The organism is Allobosea sp. WAO (assembly GCF_001509835.1).
Classification (GTDB): domain Bacteria; phylum Pseudomonadota; class Alphaproteobacteria; order Rhizobiales; family Beijerinckiaceae; genus Allobosea.
Window position 1 is genome coordinate 80,197 of sequence record NZ_JXTJ01000016.1, and the last position, 17,190, is coordinate 97,386.

Sequence of the window (17,190 nt, forward strand, 5' to 3'; positions counted from 1 at the left end):
ACCGGAATCATAAGGGAGGACAGGACCATGCTCAGAAGGACATTGCTCACCGCAGCCGCCGTGCTGGCGCTCGGCACCAGCGGCGCGCTCGCCCAGGCCGGCGGCAAGCCGATGAAGATCACGCTCAACTTCCTCGCCGCGGCCCCGAATGCCGGCTTCATGATGGCCAAGCAGATGGGTCTCTACGAGAAGGCCGGGATCAACCTGACGATCGAAGAGGGCAAGGGCTCGGGCACCACGGCTCAGATGGTCGCGACCGGACAGAGCGATGTCGGCTTCGCCGATGCGCCGGCCGCTATGCAGCTGCGCACCAAGGGCGCGCCGGTGAAGATCGTCGCCCCCGTGCTGCAGACCAACGGCTTCGCCATCATCTCGCTGGAAGAAAGCGGCATCGCCTCGCCGAAGGACCTGGTGGGCAAGAAGCTCGCGGTCCAGCCCGGCACGGCGCAGACGATCCTGCTCGACGCGATCCTCGCCTCGAACCAGATCGACAAGAGCAAGGTCGACGTCATCAACATCGATCCCGGCGCCTTCGTCGGCGCGCTGCTCGAGAAGAAGGTCGACGCCATCCTCGGCGGCGCCGATTTCCACTCGATCCAGATCCGCGAGCGCGGCTTCAAGGTGCGCGACATGTTCTATCGCGATGTCGGCGTGCCGACGGTCGGGCTCTCGATCATCGCCCGCGACGACAAGATCAAGGCCGATGCCGATCTCTACAAGAAGTTCATCGAGGCGAGCCTGCAGGGCTGGGACGCCGCACGCAAGAACCCGGATGCCGCCGCCGATGCGGTCGTCGCGCAGTTCCCCGCGGTGAAGAAGGCGCAGGTGCTGGCGCAGTTCGAGGTCGTCAACAAGCTGCTCTGCGCGCCCGGCGCGACCGCGCTCGGCAAGGTGCCGGAGAAGAACTGGAACACCAGCTTCGAGCTGCTGACCCAGTATCTCGGCCTGCCCAAGGACAAGCCGATCACCGATTACTACACCACCGAGCTGCTGCCGGCTTCGCCGCCGGCCTGCTCGTAGACCGCACGAAGCGTCACCGGAACCGCGCCGTCATTCCGGCCGCACTGCAGCGGAGCGCCGGAACCCATCGTAGAGCACGACGCCCTTCGATGGATTCCGGGCCTACGCCGCTTCGCGGCTTGCCCGGAATGACGGTTCGGTTCTCGACTGGGAACGAAAAATGACCGCCACAGCCGCTTCCGCCGCCGCCTCGATCGAGGGGCGCGGCATCGTCAAGACCTTCGGCGGCTTCACCGCCGTCGACGGGCTGACACTCGACATCCGGAGCGGCGAGTTCGTCAGCCTGATCGGCCCCTCCGGCTGCGGCAAGAGCACCTTCATGCTTATGGCGGCCGGGCTGATCCCGACCAGCAGTGGCGAACTCCTGGTCAACGGCAAGCCTCTGCGCGAGCCGCTGACCGATATCGGCATCGTCTTCCAGGACCATCTCCTGCTGGAATTCAGGACGGCGCTGGAGAACGTCATGCTGCAGGCCGAGATCCGCGGCCTGCCGCCCGCGCCGGCGAAGGAACGGGCGCTCGATCTATTCAAGAAACTCGGGATCTCGCACGCGGTCGACCGCTACCCGAAGCAGCTCTCGGGCGGCATGCGCCAGCGCGTCTCGATAGCCCGCGCGCTGATCCACGATCCGTCCGTACTGATGATGGACGAGCCCTTCGGCGCGCTCGACGCGATCACCCGCACCCAGATCCGGCACGACCTCGAAATGCTCTGGCTCGAGCAGGCCAAGACCGTGGTCTTCATCACCCATTCGATCGACGAGGCGATCGGCCTGTCCGACCGGGTGCTGGTGATGTCGCCAACGCCGGGACGGATCGTCGACGAGATCAAGATCGAACTGCCGCGGCCCCGCCCGGCCCATCTCGGCGACTATCCAAGCTTCAACACCTATGCCGACCGCATCCACGACGCCTTCCGGCGCTTCGGCGTGATCAAGTACTGAGAGCCGGTTTGCCTCAGCTGACGACCGGCAGGACCTCGACGTCGTAGCCGTGCGAGATGCTGCGGCCGAGCTTGCGGTCGTGCAGCTCCATCTCGAAGCGGGCAGCCGGGCGAATGCCGCCGATGGCGCCTAGCGTGCCGCAGAACATCGCCGAGCCCGGAGGCAGGCCGCCGCCGGGCTTGCGCGAGATCAGGTCGGCGGGCGTGCGCAGGCTCGCAAGCTTGCCTTCCTGATAGAGCTCACGCTTGCCGTCGATCACGGCGAAGGCACGCATCTCGATCTCGTCCCAATGGCCCTCGACTTCGGCAAGCCGCCAGAGTGCACTGGCAATGGGCTTGCCGCAGAGCTGCTTCGACAGCGCGATCCCGAAGGTCTCGGCCTTGCGGTCGGTATGGTCGGATCCGAGCCCGAGCCAGAGCCCGTCGGCCAGCGAGACCAGCAGCGGTTCGACCTCGCCGGACGAATCCGGACCGAGCACGGAAAGCATTGGCGCCTGCGTCAGCGTCTGCGCGTCGACCCGGTAGAACACCGGCATCGCGCTCGGCCTGGGCACACCGATGGCGGCGAGTTCCTCGACATGGTGGCGCAGCGCCGCCTCGTCGCGGCCGGCCCAGCCGGCGATGACGAGATGGTCGATCTCGACCGCGACCCTGTCGCGGCCGGCCATGGTGAAACGGTCGAAGGAAAGCATGGTCATTGCACTACCGATGGGAGCCAAAGGGCGAGTTGCGGGAACCACATCAGGATCAGGACGCCCAGGATGTAGACGAGGAAGAAGGGGATGACGCCGGAGAAGACGTCGGTGATCGGGCCGCCATCGCGGCGCATGCCCTGGAGCACGTAGAGAACGGTACCGTCAGGCGGCGAGATCAGCGCGATCTCGACCAGCATGGTGACGATGACGCCGAACCAGACCGGGTCGTAGCCCAGCGCGACGACGACCGGGAAGATCACCGGGATCGTGGTGATCACCATGGAGAAGCCCTCCATGAAGGTGCCGAGCGCGAGGTAGAAGCCGATGATCAGCAGCATCACCGCCCAGGGCGGCAGCGGCATCTCGCCGACGAGCTTGGCCAGCGCCTGCGGCACGCCGAGGCCGACGAAGACGTAGTTCAGCACATAGGCGCCGAACAGGATGAGCCCGATCAGCGCGGTGTTGCGCGCCGTCGCCTCGGCCGAGTCGTTCAGCATCTTGAAGGAGAGCCGGCCCTCGATCGCCGCGAAGACGATCGCGCCGATCACACCGAGCGCGGCCGATTCCGTCGCGGTGGCGAGGCCGCCATAGATCGTGCCGAGCACGATCAGGATCAGGATCGCGGTCGGCGCGAGGTCGACGAGGCTGCGCAGCTTGACCGAAAGCGGGATCCGCGGCGTCGCGGGGTCGACATGCGGTGCGTCGGTCTTCGCCTTCCAGAGGATGACCAGGACGAAGAGCACGACGACCAGGATGCTGGGACCGACGGCAGCCAGATAGAGAGCGCCGACTGAGGTCTCGGTGATCAGCCCGTAGATGATGAAAGTGATGCCGGGCGGGATCAGGTTGCCGAGCGCGCCGCCTGCGGCGAGCGAGCCGAGCACCATCTTGGGATTGTAGCGCGTGCCCTTGAAGAAGGGCAGCGCGACCGAGCCCATGGTCGCAGCTGTCGCGACCGAGGAGCCCGAGATCGCCGAGAACACGCCGGATGCTGCGATATTGGTGTGCAGCAGGCCGCCGGGCAGTCGGTCGAGCCAGACATTCAGCGCCTTGTAGAGCCGATCGGACAGCCCGGCGCGCAGGAGGATCTCGCCCATCAGCAGGAAGAGCGGCACCGCGACGAGGACGAAGCTCGACGAAGGGTTCCAGACGGTCTGGCCGATGAAGGTCCAGAACGGCCTGTCGGAAAAGGAGAACCCGATGATCAGGCCGAGCACGCCGAGCGCTGCGCCGATATAGATCCCGGCGCCGAAGAACAGCAGGAACAGGCCGACGAGCAGCAGCACCTCGCCGATCAGGAGGTTGCCCGGGCCGATGCCCATGAAGCTCATCGCCACCATCATGCCGACTAGGACGAGCAGGAAGACGATGGCGATCATTTCGTCGCTCCCTTGCCGGTCGCTGCGGCAGGCATGGCATCGACCGCACCGACGGCCTCCAGCGCCTCGGCCGCCTCTTCATCATAGGTACGCTGGTGCAGCAGCGCCTCGGCCTCGCTGCCGCGCCCGGCCAGCACCAGCAGGGTGCTTTCCGCGAGCATCAGCAGGATCAGGACGAGGAAGACGAGGATGCCGAAGGTCCAGAGCCCCTGGGGAATCCAGAGTGGGGTGCGCAGCACGCTGATGTCAGTGGCGCCGAACAGCAGTGACTCGTCGACCAGTTCCCAAGCGCCCTTGGCGACGAAGCCGATGAAGACCGCGAGCGCCGCCAGGCTGAGCAGATGCATGGGGTAGCGGATCTTCGGCGGCAGGAAGTTGATCAGCACGTCGATGCGGACATGGGCCCGGCAGGTCAGCGCGTGGGCGAGCGCCCAGGAGATGCCGAAGGCCAGCGCATAGCCGGTCAGTTCGGTGGTCGACTGCGAGGAGAAGCCGAGGAAGCGACGCGCCAGCACGTCGAAGGTGATGAAGGCGGCACAGAGGATGAAACCCCAGCCGGCGGCATAGCCCATGAAAGTGCCAAGCCTTGCCACGAGCCGCCGACATAAGGCGGCCGCGACGATCATTCTATCGAGCATCGCGGCCGTTCCCTTCAGCGTGCTTCGTAACGGACACCGGTGATCGGGGCGACCAACCGGTTATAGGCTTCACCGCAGCGCTCGCCGCAGCGCTTAACCCAGGCCGGCAGCACCGCGGTGCGCAGGCTGGCCCGCAGCGTCTCCATGTCGGCATCTGTCGGGCGGGTGATGGTCATCGGCTTGTTCTCGACGACATGGCCGATCTTGCAGCCTTCCTTCTGGCCGGCATTGCAGGCGATGCCGTCTTCGGTGGCTTCCAGGCCGAGCGCCCATTGCTGGTCCTCGACCTGCTTGAAGGTGGCCTGCAGGAAGTCGCGCACCGCCGGGTCGAGCTTGTTCCACCAGGCGAGGTTCGCGACATAGGCAGAGTTCCCCCAGGAAACCGGCAGCGCGTACATGTGCTTGGTCACCTCGTACCAGCGCGCGCCATTGCCGGTCGCGGTGCCGGTGATGGCGCAGTCGACGATGCCGCGTTCGAGCGCGCCATAGACCTCGGGGAAGCCGATCGCCGTCGGCTGGGCGCCGAAGGACTGCACGAAATCATTGGTGGAGCCGCCGGCGGTGCGGATGCGCCTGCCCTTGAGATCGGCGAGGCTCTTCACCGGCTCGCGGCAATAGAAGACCTGCGCCGGATAGGGGAAGGTCGCGATGATGCGGACCCCGAAGCGTTCCAGCTCCTTATTCACCTCCGGCAGCACGGCGTCGATCACCTTGCGCGACTGCGCATGGGACGGGTTGAGCCCGGCGAGATCGGACATTTCCAGCATCGGCACGTCGCCGGCGACGGTCGGCAGCGCAGGCGCCCCGATGTCGATCTGGCCGGAGCGGATCACGCGCAGCAGCTCGGGGCCGGTCAGCGCGCGCTCGGGCCAGCTTGCCAGCGTGACCTTGATGCGGCCTCCCGACTTCTCCGGGATGCCCTCGCGCAGCATCGGGATGTCGACCTTGGTGTATTGTGGGATGGTCGGCGAGAGCTGCGTCACCATGGTGACGTTGACCGCCGGTCCCGGCGGCACGGTCTGGGCATGAGCCGTCCCGATGGCGCACACGGCCAAGGCCGCCGCCAGAGATCTGGAAATCCTCATATGGTTCTCCCGGTGCGTGGCCGCGACGCGGCGGCCACGCATCATGGATGCAATCGCGATGCCTGCAACGACCTAATGCCGTTGCGTCATCAGACGCGTGTTACTTGGCCTGATAGGCAACGCCGGAGATCGGCGCCACGGCGCGGTTGTAGACCTCGACGCAGCGGGCGCCGCAACGCTCCATGAACTGCGGCAGGATCGCCGAGGTCAGGGTGGTGCGGAGCACGTCCTGATCGGCCTGGACCGGGCGGAAGAGGCCCATCGGCTTCGCTTCGACGACCTTGCCGATCTTACAGCCGGCCTTGTCGCCGCTGTTGCAGGCGAGGCCGTCCTCGGTGGTCTCCTCGCCGAGCTTCCACTGGGCGTCCTCGACCTCCTTCATCGTGGTCTCGAGGAAGGCGCGGACCTGCGGATCGAGCTTGTTCCACCAGTTGAGGTTCACGACATACATCGAGACCGACCAGAACAGCGGCAGCGCGTATTGCGACTGGCTGACCTCGTACCAGCGCGCACCGTTGCCGGAGCTGGAGCCGGTGATGGCGCAATCGACGACGCCGCGCTCAAGAGCGGTGTAGACCTCGGGGAAGCCGATCGCCGTCGGCTGGGCGCCGATCGAGTTGACGAAGGTGTTGGACGAACCGCCGCCGGTGCGGATGCGCTTGCCCTTGAGGTCGGCGAGGCTCGTGACCTTGTCGCGGCAGAAGAAGACCTGCGCGGCGAAGGGATACATGCCGACGATGCGCGTGTTGAAGCGCTCCAGCTCCTTGTTGAGCTCGGGCAGCAGCGCCTGCGCAACCTTGCGCGCCTGGCCGACCGTCGGGTTGAGGCCGGCGAGATCGACCATGTCGAGCATCGGCACCTCGCCCGAGACGGTGTTCAGCGGCACGGCGCCGATATCGACCTGGCCGGAACGGACGAGGCGGATGATCTCGGGACCGGTGAGGTTGCGTTCCGGCCAGCTCGCCAGGGTGACGTTGATGCGCCCGCCCGATTTCTTCGGCACGCCTTCGCGCAGCAGCGGGATATCGACCTTGGTGTATTGCGGCAGGGCCGGGCCGACCTGCGTCACCGCCTGGATGTTGACGGTCGGACCGGCAGGCAGGCTCTGCGCCGAGGCCGGGCCGGCAAGGGCGAGCATGAGGGTCGCGAGCGAGGCATAGCGAAGTCGTTTCATGGCAAGCGCTCCTGTCGGGTCGATGGGATCGGCGGGTAGTAGTTGAACTCGATCATCAGGCAGCCGTCCTCGGTGAAGAACGGACCATGCAGGACCTGGGCCGGGCGGCAGGCATAGGAGCCGGCCGGCAGCAGTTCTGAATTGCCGAGATCGTCGGGACGACCGATGCGGAGCGATCCCGAAATCAGCAGGACCTCCTCGCACCAGTCGTGCACCACCGGCTCGGCGACAAAGGCACCGGGCGCCCACCGCGACAGCCGCGTCATCGCTCCGCTGCGTCCGGCATGGTCGAGACTGCCGGAAAGAAGCTTCTGCTCGACGCCGGCATAGCCCGCGACCGGTTCCCAGCCCTCCGGCGCGAGCGCATCGAAGAATTCGCGATGAGCTTTCGCGAAGGCGCCGAAGCCGGGATGAGATGAGCCGCTCACAGGACCGACAGCCGGCTGTTCTTGAGATCGGTGACCAGCATCGCACCCGGCGCATGCGTGATCGCAAAGGGCGGCCGGGCGGCGGCGATCACCGCCTGCGGCGTCACCCCGCAGGCCCAGAACACCGGGAGTTCGCCCGCGCGCACCTCGACCGGGTCGCCGTAATCGGGCTTAGACAGGTCGCGGATGCCGATCTGCTCGGGCAGGCCGATATGGATCGGCGCGCCATGGACGGACGGAAAGCGCGAGGTGATCTGGATGGCGCGGATCGCATCGGCCGGGCTGAACGGGCGCATCGTCACCACCACTGGCCCGGCGAAGGGCCCGGCCGGCGCGCACGGGATCGAGGTCCTGAACATCGAGACGTTGACGCCTGCGGCGACGTTGCGGACCTCCAGTCCGTCGGCGAGCAGCGCCTCCTCGAAGGAGAAGCTGCAGCCGATGACGAAACCGACGAGATCGTCGCGCCAATGCGAAAGCAGATCGGTCGGCTCCTCGACCAGCTCGCCATCGCGCCAGACCCGGTAGCGCGGCAGATCGGTGCGCAGATCGAGATCAGCACCGAGGTCCGGCATGTAGGGATCGCCGGGCTCGGTCATGCCGATGATCGGGCAGGGTTTGGGATTGCGCTGGCAGAAGCGCAGGAAATCGCCGGCGACATCGCGCGGCAGCACCACGAGATTGCCCTGCACGAAGCCGGGTGCCAGCGACGAGGTCTGGCAGGAGAGCCCGCCCTCACGCACGGCGCGACGCGCCTCGGCTCCGGTCATGGAGCTGCGCTCCGACCTGGTCGACTGTTCCAACATTCCCCTCGTGCCCCTTGACGGTGCCTCTGCGTCAATATTGGGGGGAAGCCGGCGATGTCGTCCAATTGTCATTTGGGATCGCTGCTGATAAATCTGACTTATCGACAGGGGCGCCCATTGATCGAGTTCCGCACGCTCGAAACCTTCGTCTGGGTGGCGCAGCTGAAGAGCTTCCGCGGCGCGGCGGCGCGCCTCAACACCACCCAGCCGGCGGTTTCGCAACGCGTCGCGCAATTGGAAGACCAGCTTGGCGTGCGTCTGCTGGAGCGCGGACGGCGCTCCTTCGCCCTGACCGAGGCCGGGCGCTCGGTGCTCGCCCAAGCCGAGCGCCTGCTGCGGCTGCGCACCGAGCTGGTGGCCTCGGTAACCGACCGCTCGCAATTGCGCGGCACGCTGCGGCTCGGCGCGGCGGAAACCATCGTCCACACCTGGCTGCCGCGCTTCATCGAGGCGATGTCGGCGCGCTATGAGCGGATCACGCTGGAGATCGAGGTCGATATCTCGCCGAATCTGCGCGAGCGTCTGCTGAGCCAGCAAATCGACCTCGCCTTCATGCTCGGCCCGATCAGCGCGCCCTCGATCCGCTCGCAACCGCTGCGCAACGAGCCGATACGCTTCTTCGCCAGCCCGCGGCTCGGCTTCTCGGCCGGACAGAACCCGCTGGCAGAGATCGCCGCCTTCCCGATCATCACCTTCGCGCGCAACACCCAGCCCTATATGCGGCTGCGCGAGTTGCTCGCCGACCCGCATCTGCCGCCTACCCGCATCCATGCGAGCGCCGCAATGGCGACTGCGGTTCGCATGGCGCTGGACGGGCTCGGCGTGGCGCTGATCCCGGCCTCGATCGTCACGGAGGATGTCGAGGCCGGCCGGCTCGTCGAGGTCGGCTGCGCCCAGACGATCCCAGACTTGCAGTTCGTCGCAGGCTGGCTGGCCGCGCCCGACACGCGGATCATCGACCTCGCGCTCGAGATCGCCGCAGCCTCGGCCGCCGGGCGTTGAGGCCTCAGAAGATGTTCGAGCGCTCGTACTGAACCGGCCAGCTCGCGGCGTTGGACTTGAGCGCCCCGGCGGCACGCAGCGGCCAGACCGGGTCGGCGAGCAGGGCCCTGCCGAGCAGGACGAGGTCGGCCGAGCCATTGGCGATGATGCTCTCGGCGAGGTCCGGCGAGTGGATCAGCCCGACGGCCCCGGTCGCGATGCCGGAGCCGGTGCGGACCTCCCGCGCCAGCGGCACCTGATAGCCGGGATGAATCGGGATCTGCTGGCGCGGATCATTGCCGCCGGAGGAGCAGTCGATCAGGTCGACCGTGCCGAGCGCCTTCAGCAGGCACGCCAGCCTGACGCTGTCCTCGATCGTCCAGCCACCTTCGACCCAGTCGCTGGCCGAGAGCCTGATGAAGAGCGGCAGCTCGTCCGGCCACTCCGCCCTCACCGCCTCGATCGATTGCAGGAGGTAGCGGATACGGTTCTCGAAGGAGCCGCCATAGGCGTCGCTGCGGCGATTGCTGAGCGGCGAATAGAACTGGTGGATCAGGTAGCCATGGGCGGCGTGGAGCTCGATGATCTTGAACCCGGCCTCGCGCGCACGGCGGGTCGCGGCGCGCAGCGCCTGCAGCGTTTCGTCGATACCTGCCTGGTCCAGCTCCGCCGGAACCGGCCAACCCTTGGCGTAAGGTTCGCCGGAAGCCGAGACCACCGACCAGCCGCCCTCCGCCTCCGGAACCGGCCGCGTTCCTTCCCAGGGCCGCCCGACCGACGCCTTGCGGCCGGCATGGCCGAGCTGGACCGCGGGAAGGGCGCCCCGCGCTGCGATGAAAGCAGCGATGCGGGCGAGCGCGTCGCGCTGCGCATCGTTCCAGAGGCCGAGACAACGCCGGGTGATGCGGCCGCGCGGCTCGATATGGACCGCCTCTGTGCAGACGATGCCGGCGCCGCCGGCAGCCCGGGCGCCGAGATGGACGAAGTGCCAGTCGTTCGGCAGGCCATCCTCCGCCGAATACTGGCACATCGGCGAGAGCATAATGCGGTTGCGCGAGGTCACCGAGCGAAAGCTGATCGGCCGGAACAGATGCGGATTGGGGTCGCGCCGGAGGATGCGGCGCTCATTCTCGCCGCTGATGCGGGAGTCGATGGTCGTCAGAAGCTCGCTCACCTTGGATGTCCGATCTCGTCGCCGGTTGCCGGGGCTTTCCGGCCGGCTGCGAGATTCGCGAGCCGGTGCCGGAGCTTCCCTTAGGTCGGCATGTAAGCATCGGCCAGCGAGATCAGAAAATTCTCATTTCTGATGCAGAACGATAAGCCTGATTTATCGTGCTATGCGCATCGCTGGCACGAGCCCCCAAGGACCGCAGCGGGCGGGGTATCAGTGTCCGTGCCCCTGCCCCTGCGGCTCTCTCAGGAAGGCGAGCGCCAGCGCCGCCGTCCCCAGCAGGCCGACCACCGCGAGCCAGGCATTGAGCTGCATGCCGCGGGTGAACGCCTCGCGGGCGAGGCCCAGCATCGGCTCGGCATAGGCCGGCACCTGCTGGGCGGCCATGACGGCACCGCCGAGCGTCGCGCGCGCCGCCTCAGCGACATCGGCCGGCAGGCCCGCCGGCACCGAAGCCGCCATCTGCACCCGGTAGATCGCGGTCGCGGCACTGCCGAGGATCGCAATACCGAGCGCGCCGCCAAGCTCGATGCTGGTCTCCGACAGGGCGGCGGCCGAGCCGGCACGCTCCGGCGGCGCGGCGGAGACGACGAGGTCCGTCGTCAGCGCCACGACCGGGGTGAAGCCGAGCGAGAACACCACCGAGCCGACGACGATGACCGCAATCGAGCTGCCGGCCGTGATCTGCGTCATGATCAGGAAGCCGAGCGCCGCGACGACGAGGCCCGCCACCATGATCTGGCGCACGCGCAGGCGCCCCGCCAGCGCCGGCACGAACATCGAGCCGACGATGAAGGCGAGCGCCGAAGGCAGTGTGTAGAGCCCGGCGACCAGCGGCGAGAAACCGGCGACGAGCTGCAGATACTGCGCGACGAACAGGAAGATGCCGAACAGGAAGAAGAAGCCGAGCACGTTGATCGCGAGCGCGACACGGAAGGCCGCGCTGCGGAACAGGCTGAGATCGACGAAGGGATCGGCGAGCCGCTCCTGCCGGCGCAGGAAGACGACGCCGATGGCAAAGCCCGCGAGCATGACCGCGACCGGCAGCCAGGCGAAGCCGTCCTCGGCGATGCGCTTCAGCCCGTAGATCAGAGCCAGAACGGACACGACCGAGAGCACAGCGCTCGGCAGGTCGATGCTGCCGGCATCGGGGTCCTTGTACTCGGGCAGGAGCAGCGGGCCGAGGATCAGCAGCAGCAGCATCACCGGCACATTGGCGAGGAAGACCGAGCCCCACCAGAAATGCTCGAGCAGGAGTCCGCCGGCCAGCGGGCCGATGGCGCCGCCTGCCGAGAAGCTGGAGATCCAGATGCCGATGGCGAAGCGGCGCTCGTCGGGATCCTCGAACATGCTGCGGATCAGCGACAGCGTCGACGGCGCGAGCGTCGCGCCGGCAAGGCCGAGCAGAGCCCGCGTTGCGATCAGCATCGGCGCGCTGGTCGAGAAGGCGGCAATGACCGAGGCGACGCCGAAAGCCGCAGCGCCGATCAGCAAGAGCTTGCGCCGGCCGATCCGGTCGCCCAGCGTCCCCATGGTGACGAGCGCGCCCGCGACCATGAAGCCGTAGATGTCGACGATCCAGAGCAGCTGCGAGGCGCTCGGCTTGAGGTCGGCGGTGAGATGCGGCACCGCCAGGTTGAGCACCGTCAGGTCCATCGCATAGAGCAGGCAAGGCAATGCGATCACGGCCAGCCCGACCCATTCGCGTTTCGTCGCCTTGCGGTGGGTCGCTGTCGTTTCCATGCCTTGCCTCATCAAGCCGGTCACCCGCGGACCTGCCGCGGGGGGCGCTCGCTCTGACGGCAGCTCCTGTCACCTATTGTCAGGACGTCGCAACGTTAGCCCGGCTTTCGCCGAATCTTGCGCCGCCCCGCGGCAAGGACGCACGGGGTTGCGCGAATCCGACACTGAAAGAGAGGCCAGCAATCGCCGGTTGCGCCGGCATCCCGCGCCCAACAGCAATGGGGGCGCTCCGGATGCGACCGGAACGCCCTCATCATGACGGTGATCTGGTCCTGCCGCGCGCTCAGATATCGGCGCGCGGATCGTGCTTGGCGAGGCGGGCGAGCAGGTAGTCGACCTCGGCCTTCGCCGCGGCGGAAAGGGCAGAGCCCGGCTTGCGCTGGGCGTCATGGGCGAGGATGCCGCGCTTCATCATGGTGTATTTGCGCACGGCGAGGCCGACGCCCTGCTGCTGCTCGTAGCGCATCAGCGGCAGATGCGCGTCGAAGATGTCATGCGCCTCGTCGCGCTTGCCGGCCTTGCTCAGCTTGACGACATCGATCAGCAGCTCGGGGAAGGCGTAGCCGGTATTGGCGCCGTCGACACCGCGCTCCATCTCGAAATCGAGGAAGATGCCGCCATTGCCGGTGACGATCGAGACATGACGCAGGCTGCCCTCGGCCTCGAACTTGCGCAGGGCCGAGATCTTCTCCAGGCCCGGCCAGTCCTCATGCTTCAGCATCACGCAGGACGGGTTGTCCTGGATGATCTTGCGGATCACGGCCGGCGTCATCACCACCGAGAGCGTCAGCGGATAGTCCTGGATGACGAAGGGGATGTCGGTGCCGATCGCCTCGACCGCCTGGGCGTAGTAGCCGGTGATCTGATCGTCGGTGCGCAGCGAAGGCGGCGGCGCGATCATCACGCCGCCGGCGCCGAGATCCATCACCTGGCGGGCGAGCGACCGCATCGCCGCGAAGCCAGGCGCCGAGACACCGACGATGATCGGCTTTCCGTCCATCTTGGCGACCGCCCGCTTGACGAGGCCGACCGACTCCTCCGGCTCGAGCTTGGGCGCCTCGCCCATGATGCCGAGCACGGTAACGCCATCCGAGCCGATGTCGGCGTAGAACTCGAAGAGCTTGTCGGCCGACTTCCAGTCCACGGCGCCATCCGGCATGAACGGCGTCGGGGCGATCGGGAAGACGCCGCTGGCTTCGGGGGTCAGGCGCATGATCGGGTTCCTTCGGAGGTCTTGGTCAGACGATGCGGGTGCGGATGCTGCCGACGCCGGCAATGGAGCCTTCGAGCAGATCGCCCTTCACCACGGCCGCGACGCCTTCCGGCGTGCCGGTCATGATCAGGTCGCCGGGCGCGAGTTCGACGAGGCCTGAGAGATAGGCGATGGTCTCGGGCACGTTCCAGATCTGCTTGGCGAGGTCGGAGGTCTGGCGGACCTTGCCGTTGACCTTGAGCTCGATCAACCCGGCAGCGGGGTGACCGGCCTTGGCCGCCGGCACAATCTCGCCGATCGGCGCCGAAAGGTCGAAGCCCTTGGACATGTCCCAGGGGCGGCCGGCCTTCTTGGCGGCGGCCTGCAGATCGCGGCGGGTCATGTCGAGGCCGGCGGCATAGCCGAAGACATGGCCGAGCGCATCGGCCTCGGCAATGTCCTTGCCGCCCTTCCCGATCGCGACGACGAGCTCCATCTCGTGGTGCAGGTCGGCGGTCTTGGTCGGATAGGGCATGTCGGCGCCGCCGGTCAGCACGGCGTCGGATGGCTTGGTGAAGAAGAAGGGTTCCTCGCGATCGGGATCGCCGCCCATCTCGCGGGTATGCTCGGCGTAGTTGCGCCCGACGCAGAAGATGCGGCGCACCGGGAAATGCCCTCCGCCGGCGACCGGCACGGCGGCGGCCTTCGGCGGATCGATGACATAGCTGGACATGGCGGCGTTCCCCTTATGGCGCTCTCGCTCGCTTCATGGGCGAGGGAGAACCTCGGGGCAAGTGCCGCCTGGCTGGGGGCGGGGCTGCATGGCGCTCAATCCACCCGGCGCGAGCCGAATGGCCTCACCCTCGCCCCCGGCACTTCGCTCCCCTCACCGTTCAGCAAGGCTGAGGACGACCTCGACTTCCTCGTCGAACATGCCGCCGGTCGGATAAAAGCCAAGCTTCTCGTAGAATGCCTGCGGGCTGCCGGCCCCAAGACCATAGCTCGTATAGAGTTCCCTGATCCCTCGAGCCCGCAGGCGATCGGCGATCTGGAGGATCGCCCGTCTTCCGAAGCCGCTGCTCTGGTACGGCCGCGCGATCATGAAGCGCCAGAGATAGGGGCCGGGACAATCGATCCCGTCATCCCAATCCGACCCGTCATGCACCATGGCGAAGCCGATCAGGGTCTCGTCCGCATAGATCCCGCGAAACCAGGCCGATTCCGAACAAAACCCTTCCGCGATCGACACGCCGTTGTCGGCGACGAAGTCCCGCTGCTCATCGGTAAGCGTTTCGCTGAGCTCGCAGATCTCGGAGACATTGGCTGATGTGACACGGCGGAAGGTGACCTGCGCATCGGCGGGAACAGTAGGCATAGACAGCACTCATCTGGGGTCAGCGAAGAAACTGGGGCTTGTCCCGATGCAGCCTCACCGCCGGCCAAGGCCGCGCGAGAAGGTGCGCCGGTGGCATTTTTTTTGCTGTGCAGGCGTCGCCGGCATTGCCAATCGCGGAACGGAAGACGCCCGCTGGCGCCGCCGGCAAGCGCTAGCTGACGGTGAAGCGATAGAACGGGCCGTCCTCGTCGAGGCCGTGCCGCACGCGCTGCGCGCCGGCCGCCGCGATCGCCTTCGGCCAGAACGCCCGCGCCGGCTCGTTGCCCGCCATGATCGCGACATGCCAGGAGCCGGGATGCCTGCGCATCAACGCGGCAGCCATCTTGCGCCCATAGCCATGGCGGCGCGCGCCCGGCACGATCGAAAACTCGGCCATAGAGAAATCGACCCCGGCCTCTTCAGACGCGCGCACCAGCGCGAACCCGACCGGAACCTCCCCTTCCAGAAAGAGGTACGGCCACCTGCCCTCCGGCTCCTGCCAATAGGCGTCGAAATAGGGGTACCCGTCTCCCACTTCGCCAAAGACCGATAGCTCAGACAGATACGACCCAAGCATTTCCTTGAGGATCATCCTGTCCGATACTTGCGCCTGCCGCAGGTCAGGAAGATTGCATACTTTACTCATAGCCTGCAGAAAGCTCGCTCAAGAAGGGCGAGCTTCTAAACAGATCTTATCGGACTTGAAAAGCCCTGCGGCATGACAGCGCCACAGGCTCCGCCGTCACGACGCCTTCGGCAGGTCCGGCACCTTGTAGGCGGTGGTCGCCTTGATCCGCTCCATGGCGAAGCGCGAAGTGACGTTCTTCAACGGAATCGTCTCGATCAGCTTCTTGTAGAAGCCGTCATAGGCCGCCATGTCGGCGACGACGACGCGCAGCATGTAATCGACGTCGCCAGCCATCCGATAAAACTCCATCACCTCCGGCATCGCTGCGACGCTTTGGGCGAACTTCTCCAGCCAGGGGCCGGAGTGATCGGCCGTCTCGATCTGGACGAAGACGGTCAGCCCGAGCCCGATCCGCTCCGGCGCCACCAGAGCGACGCGCTTGGTGATGACCCCGGACTGCTCCAGGCGCTGGATGCGCTTCCAGCACGGGGTCTGCGACAGGCCGACCCGGTCGGCCAGCTCGGCGATCGAGATGTTGGCGTCCGCCTGCAGGACGGTGAGAATCTTACGGTCGATCGCATCCATTCTTTCGGCCTCTGGATTTTGAGATGAATTATCTCTCTGAACCGGATCAATCAGAAGATACTTCTTTTTGCCGGTGACTTCTTGTCTTTAGATAGAAAATCCTTTTATCAGACGTCAATAGGCTCAAATACACACGTTGATCGAGGGATTAAGCCATGGATCGCCGCCAGTTCCTGTTCGCCGGCACTTCGCTGCTCGCCGCGGCGCCCTTCGCCGGCGCGCGCGCCCAGGCCGCCATCCCCGCCCGCATCGGCTACATCCCAATCATCGGCACCGCCCCGATCTTCGTCGCCAATGGCGAGGGCTGGTTGAAGCAGGCCGGGATCGAGCCCGCCTTCACCGTCTTCGAATCCGGCCCGAACATGATCCAGGCGCTCGCCTCGGGCACGATCGACCTTTATGTCGCCGGCGTCGCGCCGCTCGCCGTCGCCCGCTCGCGCGGCGTCGACATCCGCGTCGTCGCCTCGACCGCGACCGGCGAGAACGTTTTCGTCGCGGCGCCGGCGCTGGCCAAGTTCTTCACCCCCAACACGAGTGCGGCCGCAGCCTTCAAGGCGCACAAGGCCGCGACCGGCAAGGTGGCGCGGCTCGCGACCCAGCCGGCCGGCTCGGTGCCCAACACCGTGCTGCAATACTGGCTCTGGGAGGTCGCCAAGGCCGACAAGGCCGATGTCGAGATCGTGCCGATGGGCATCGACGCGACGCAGCAGGCGGTGCTCGCCGGCGCGGTCGAAGGGGCGATCGTGCGCGAGCCCGCCCTGACCATCGTGCAGACCCGCAATCCCGGCATCAAGCTGATCGCCGGCGGCGAGGAGCTGTTCCCCGGCCAGCCCGGCACGGTCGTCGCTGCCTCCGGCAATTTCGTCACCAAGAACCCCGACGCAGTGCAGAAGCTGGTCAACGGGCTGGTCCGCGCCGCCGACCTGCTGGTCAAGTCGCCGGACAAGGCCGCTCCCCATGTCGGCGCCGCGCTCGGCAAGGGCATCGTCGACCCCGCCTTGATCCAGAAGGCGCTCGTCTCGCCGGCGAGCAGGTTCGAGATCGACCCGCGCAAGATCATCGAGCCTGCCCGCGCCATGCAGGCCTATCAGGTCAAGCTCGGCTCGTTGGAGAAGGAGCTGCCCTTCGACGGCCTGTTCGAGACGCAGTTCTACGAGCGCGCCCTCAAGGCAGCCGGCTGAGGCGGTCGCGAGATTGTCGCACTGAAGACATCCCTCATCCTGAGGAGCGATCCGTAGGGATCGCGTCTCGAAGGACGGCCCAGCTCCTGCCGGAGCCTCCTGGACCATCCATCGAGACGCCGCTACGCGGCTCCTCAGGATGAGGTTCCGAGTATTCGATAGGATTG

At 66.7% G+C, this 17,190-nt stretch carries 18 protein-coding genes; 4 read left to right on the top strand and 14 right to left on the bottom strand.

Features of this window, described 5'->3' with window-relative positions:
* The first annotated feature begins 27 nt into the window (after positions 1–27).
* Both DK26_RS24545 and DK26_RS24550 read left to right on the top strand, forming a co-directional pair.
* Positions 28–1,020, top strand: coding sequence for an ABC transporter substrate-binding protein (locus DK26_RS24545; protein ID WP_083533571.1), 993 nt, complete (start codon positions 28–30; stop codon positions 1,018–1,020).
* A 160-nt stretch (positions 1,021–1,180) separates the two neighbouring features.
* Positions 1,181–1,963, top strand: a complete 783-nt coding sequence (locus DK26_RS24550; protein WP_066478428.1) for an ABC transporter ATP-binding protein — start codon at positions 1,181–1,183, stop codon at positions 1,961–1,963.
* 13 nt (positions 1,964–1,976) lie between these two features.
* Here DK26_RS24550 and DK26_RS24555 read toward each other — a convergent pair whose 3' ends face one another.
* The 7 genes from DK26_RS24555 to DK26_RS24585 all read right to left on the bottom strand — a co-directional run bounded on the left by DK26_RS24555 (position 1,977) and on the right by DK26_RS24585 (position 8,167).
* The gene (locus tag DK26_RS24555) at positions 1,977–2,654 is read right to left on the bottom strand and encodes a DUF2848 domain-containing protein (RefSeq protein ID WP_066478431.1); all 678 of its coding nucleotides are present in this window, start codon (positions 2,652–2,654) and stop codon (positions 1,977–1,979) included.
* Positions 2,655–2,656: 2 nt separating this feature from the next.
* Positions 2,657–4,036, bottom strand: coding sequence for a TRAP transporter large permease subunit (locus tag DK26_RS24560; protein WP_066478433.1), 1,380 nt, complete (start codon positions 4,034–4,036; stop codon positions 2,657–2,659).
* Complete coding sequence (locus DK26_RS24565; protein ID WP_083533572.1) at positions 4,033–4,674, bottom strand: TRAP transporter small permease; 642 nt, start codon at positions 4,672–4,674, stop codon at positions 4,033–4,035. The genes DK26_RS24560 and DK26_RS24565 overlap by 4 nt, the downstream gene beginning before the upstream one ends.
* A gap of 14 nt (positions 4,675–4,688) precedes the next feature.
* On the bottom strand, positions 4,689–5,759 hold the full coding sequence (locus tag DK26_RS24570) for a TRAP transporter substrate-binding protein (RefSeq protein WP_184231607.1): 1,071 nt from the start codon (positions 5,757–5,759) through the stop codon (positions 4,689–4,691).
* A 100-nt stretch (positions 5,760–5,859) separates the two neighbouring features.
* The gene (locus DK26_RS24575; protein ID WP_066478438.1) at positions 5,860–6,933 is read right to left on the bottom strand and encodes a TRAP transporter substrate-binding protein; all 1,074 of its coding nucleotides are present in this window, start codon (positions 6,931–6,933) and stop codon (positions 5,860–5,862) included.
* Positions 6,930–7,361 (bottom strand): cupin domain-containing protein, encoded by a 432-nt coding sequence (locus tag DK26_RS24580; protein ID WP_184231608.1) that lies wholly within the window; start codon positions 7,359–7,361, stop codon positions 6,930–6,932. Before DK26_RS24580 ends, DK26_RS24575 begins: the two co-directional genes overlap by 4 nt.
* The gene (locus tag DK26_RS24585) at positions 7,358–8,167 is read right to left on the bottom strand and encodes a putative hydro-lyase (protein ID WP_083533575.1); all 810 of its coding nucleotides are present in this window, start codon (positions 8,165–8,167) and stop codon (positions 7,358–7,360) included. Before DK26_RS24585 ends, DK26_RS24580 begins: the two co-directional genes overlap by 4 nt.
* Before the next feature lie 117 nt (positions 8,168–8,284).
* Between DK26_RS24585 and DK26_RS24590 the strand changes: the two genes are divergently transcribed.
* Positions 8,285–9,169, top strand: a complete 885-nt coding sequence (locus tag DK26_RS24590; protein WP_066478440.1) for a LysR family transcriptional regulator — start codon at positions 8,285–8,287, stop codon at positions 9,167–9,169.
* 4 nt (positions 9,170–9,173) lie between these two features.
* Here DK26_RS24590 and DK26_RS24595 read toward each other — a convergent pair whose 3' ends face one another.
* The 7 genes from DK26_RS24595 to DK26_RS24625 all read right to left on the bottom strand — a co-directional run bounded on the left by DK26_RS24595 (position 9,174) and on the right by DK26_RS24625 (position 15,842).
* Positions 9,174–10,322 (bottom strand): NADH:flavin oxidoreductase/NADH oxidase, encoded by a 1,149-nt coding sequence (locus tag DK26_RS24595; protein ID WP_211200561.1) that lies wholly within the window; start codon positions 10,320–10,322, stop codon positions 9,174–9,176.
* Between the two features lie 210 nt (positions 10,323–10,532).
* Complete coding sequence (locus DK26_RS24600; RefSeq protein WP_066478441.1) at positions 10,533–12,062, bottom strand: MFS transporter; 1,530 nt, start codon at positions 12,060–12,062, stop codon at positions 10,533–10,535.
* Between the two features lie 283 nt (positions 12,063–12,345).
* A complete protein-coding gene (locus tag DK26_RS24605) occupies positions 12,346–13,275 on the bottom strand; it encodes a dihydrodipicolinate synthase family protein (protein WP_066478443.1) in 930 nt (309 codons plus the stop codon).
* A gap of 25 nt (positions 13,276–13,300) precedes the next feature.
* The gene (locus tag DK26_RS24610; RefSeq protein ID WP_066478445.1) at positions 13,301–13,987 is read right to left on the bottom strand and encodes a fumarylacetoacetate hydrolase family protein; all 687 of its coding nucleotides are present in this window, start codon (positions 13,985–13,987) and stop codon (positions 13,301–13,303) included.
* Positions 13,988–14,140: 153 nt separating this feature from the next.
* Complete coding sequence (locus tag DK26_RS24615) at positions 14,141–14,629, bottom strand: GNAT family N-acetyltransferase (protein ID WP_066478447.1); 489 nt, start codon at positions 14,627–14,629, stop codon at positions 14,141–14,143.
* A 172-nt stretch (positions 14,630–14,801) separates the two neighbouring features.
* Positions 14,802–15,221, bottom strand: a complete 420-nt coding sequence (locus DK26_RS24620) for a GNAT family N-acetyltransferase (RefSeq protein WP_184231609.1) — start codon at positions 15,219–15,221, stop codon at positions 14,802–14,804.
* A 150-nt stretch (positions 15,222–15,371) separates the two neighbouring features.
* Entirely contained in the window at positions 15,372–15,842 is a 471-nt protein-coding gene (locus DK26_RS24625) for an Lrp/AsnC family transcriptional regulator (RefSeq protein ID WP_066478449.1), read from the bottom strand.
* A 155-nt stretch (positions 15,843–15,997) separates the two neighbouring features.
* Between DK26_RS24625 and DK26_RS24630 the strand changes: the two genes are divergently transcribed.
* A complete protein-coding gene (locus DK26_RS24630; protein ID WP_066478450.1) occupies positions 15,998–17,023 on the top strand; it encodes an ABC transporter substrate-binding protein in 1,026 nt (341 codons plus the stop codon).
* The last annotated feature ends 167 nt before the right edge of the window (positions 17,024–17,190 follow it).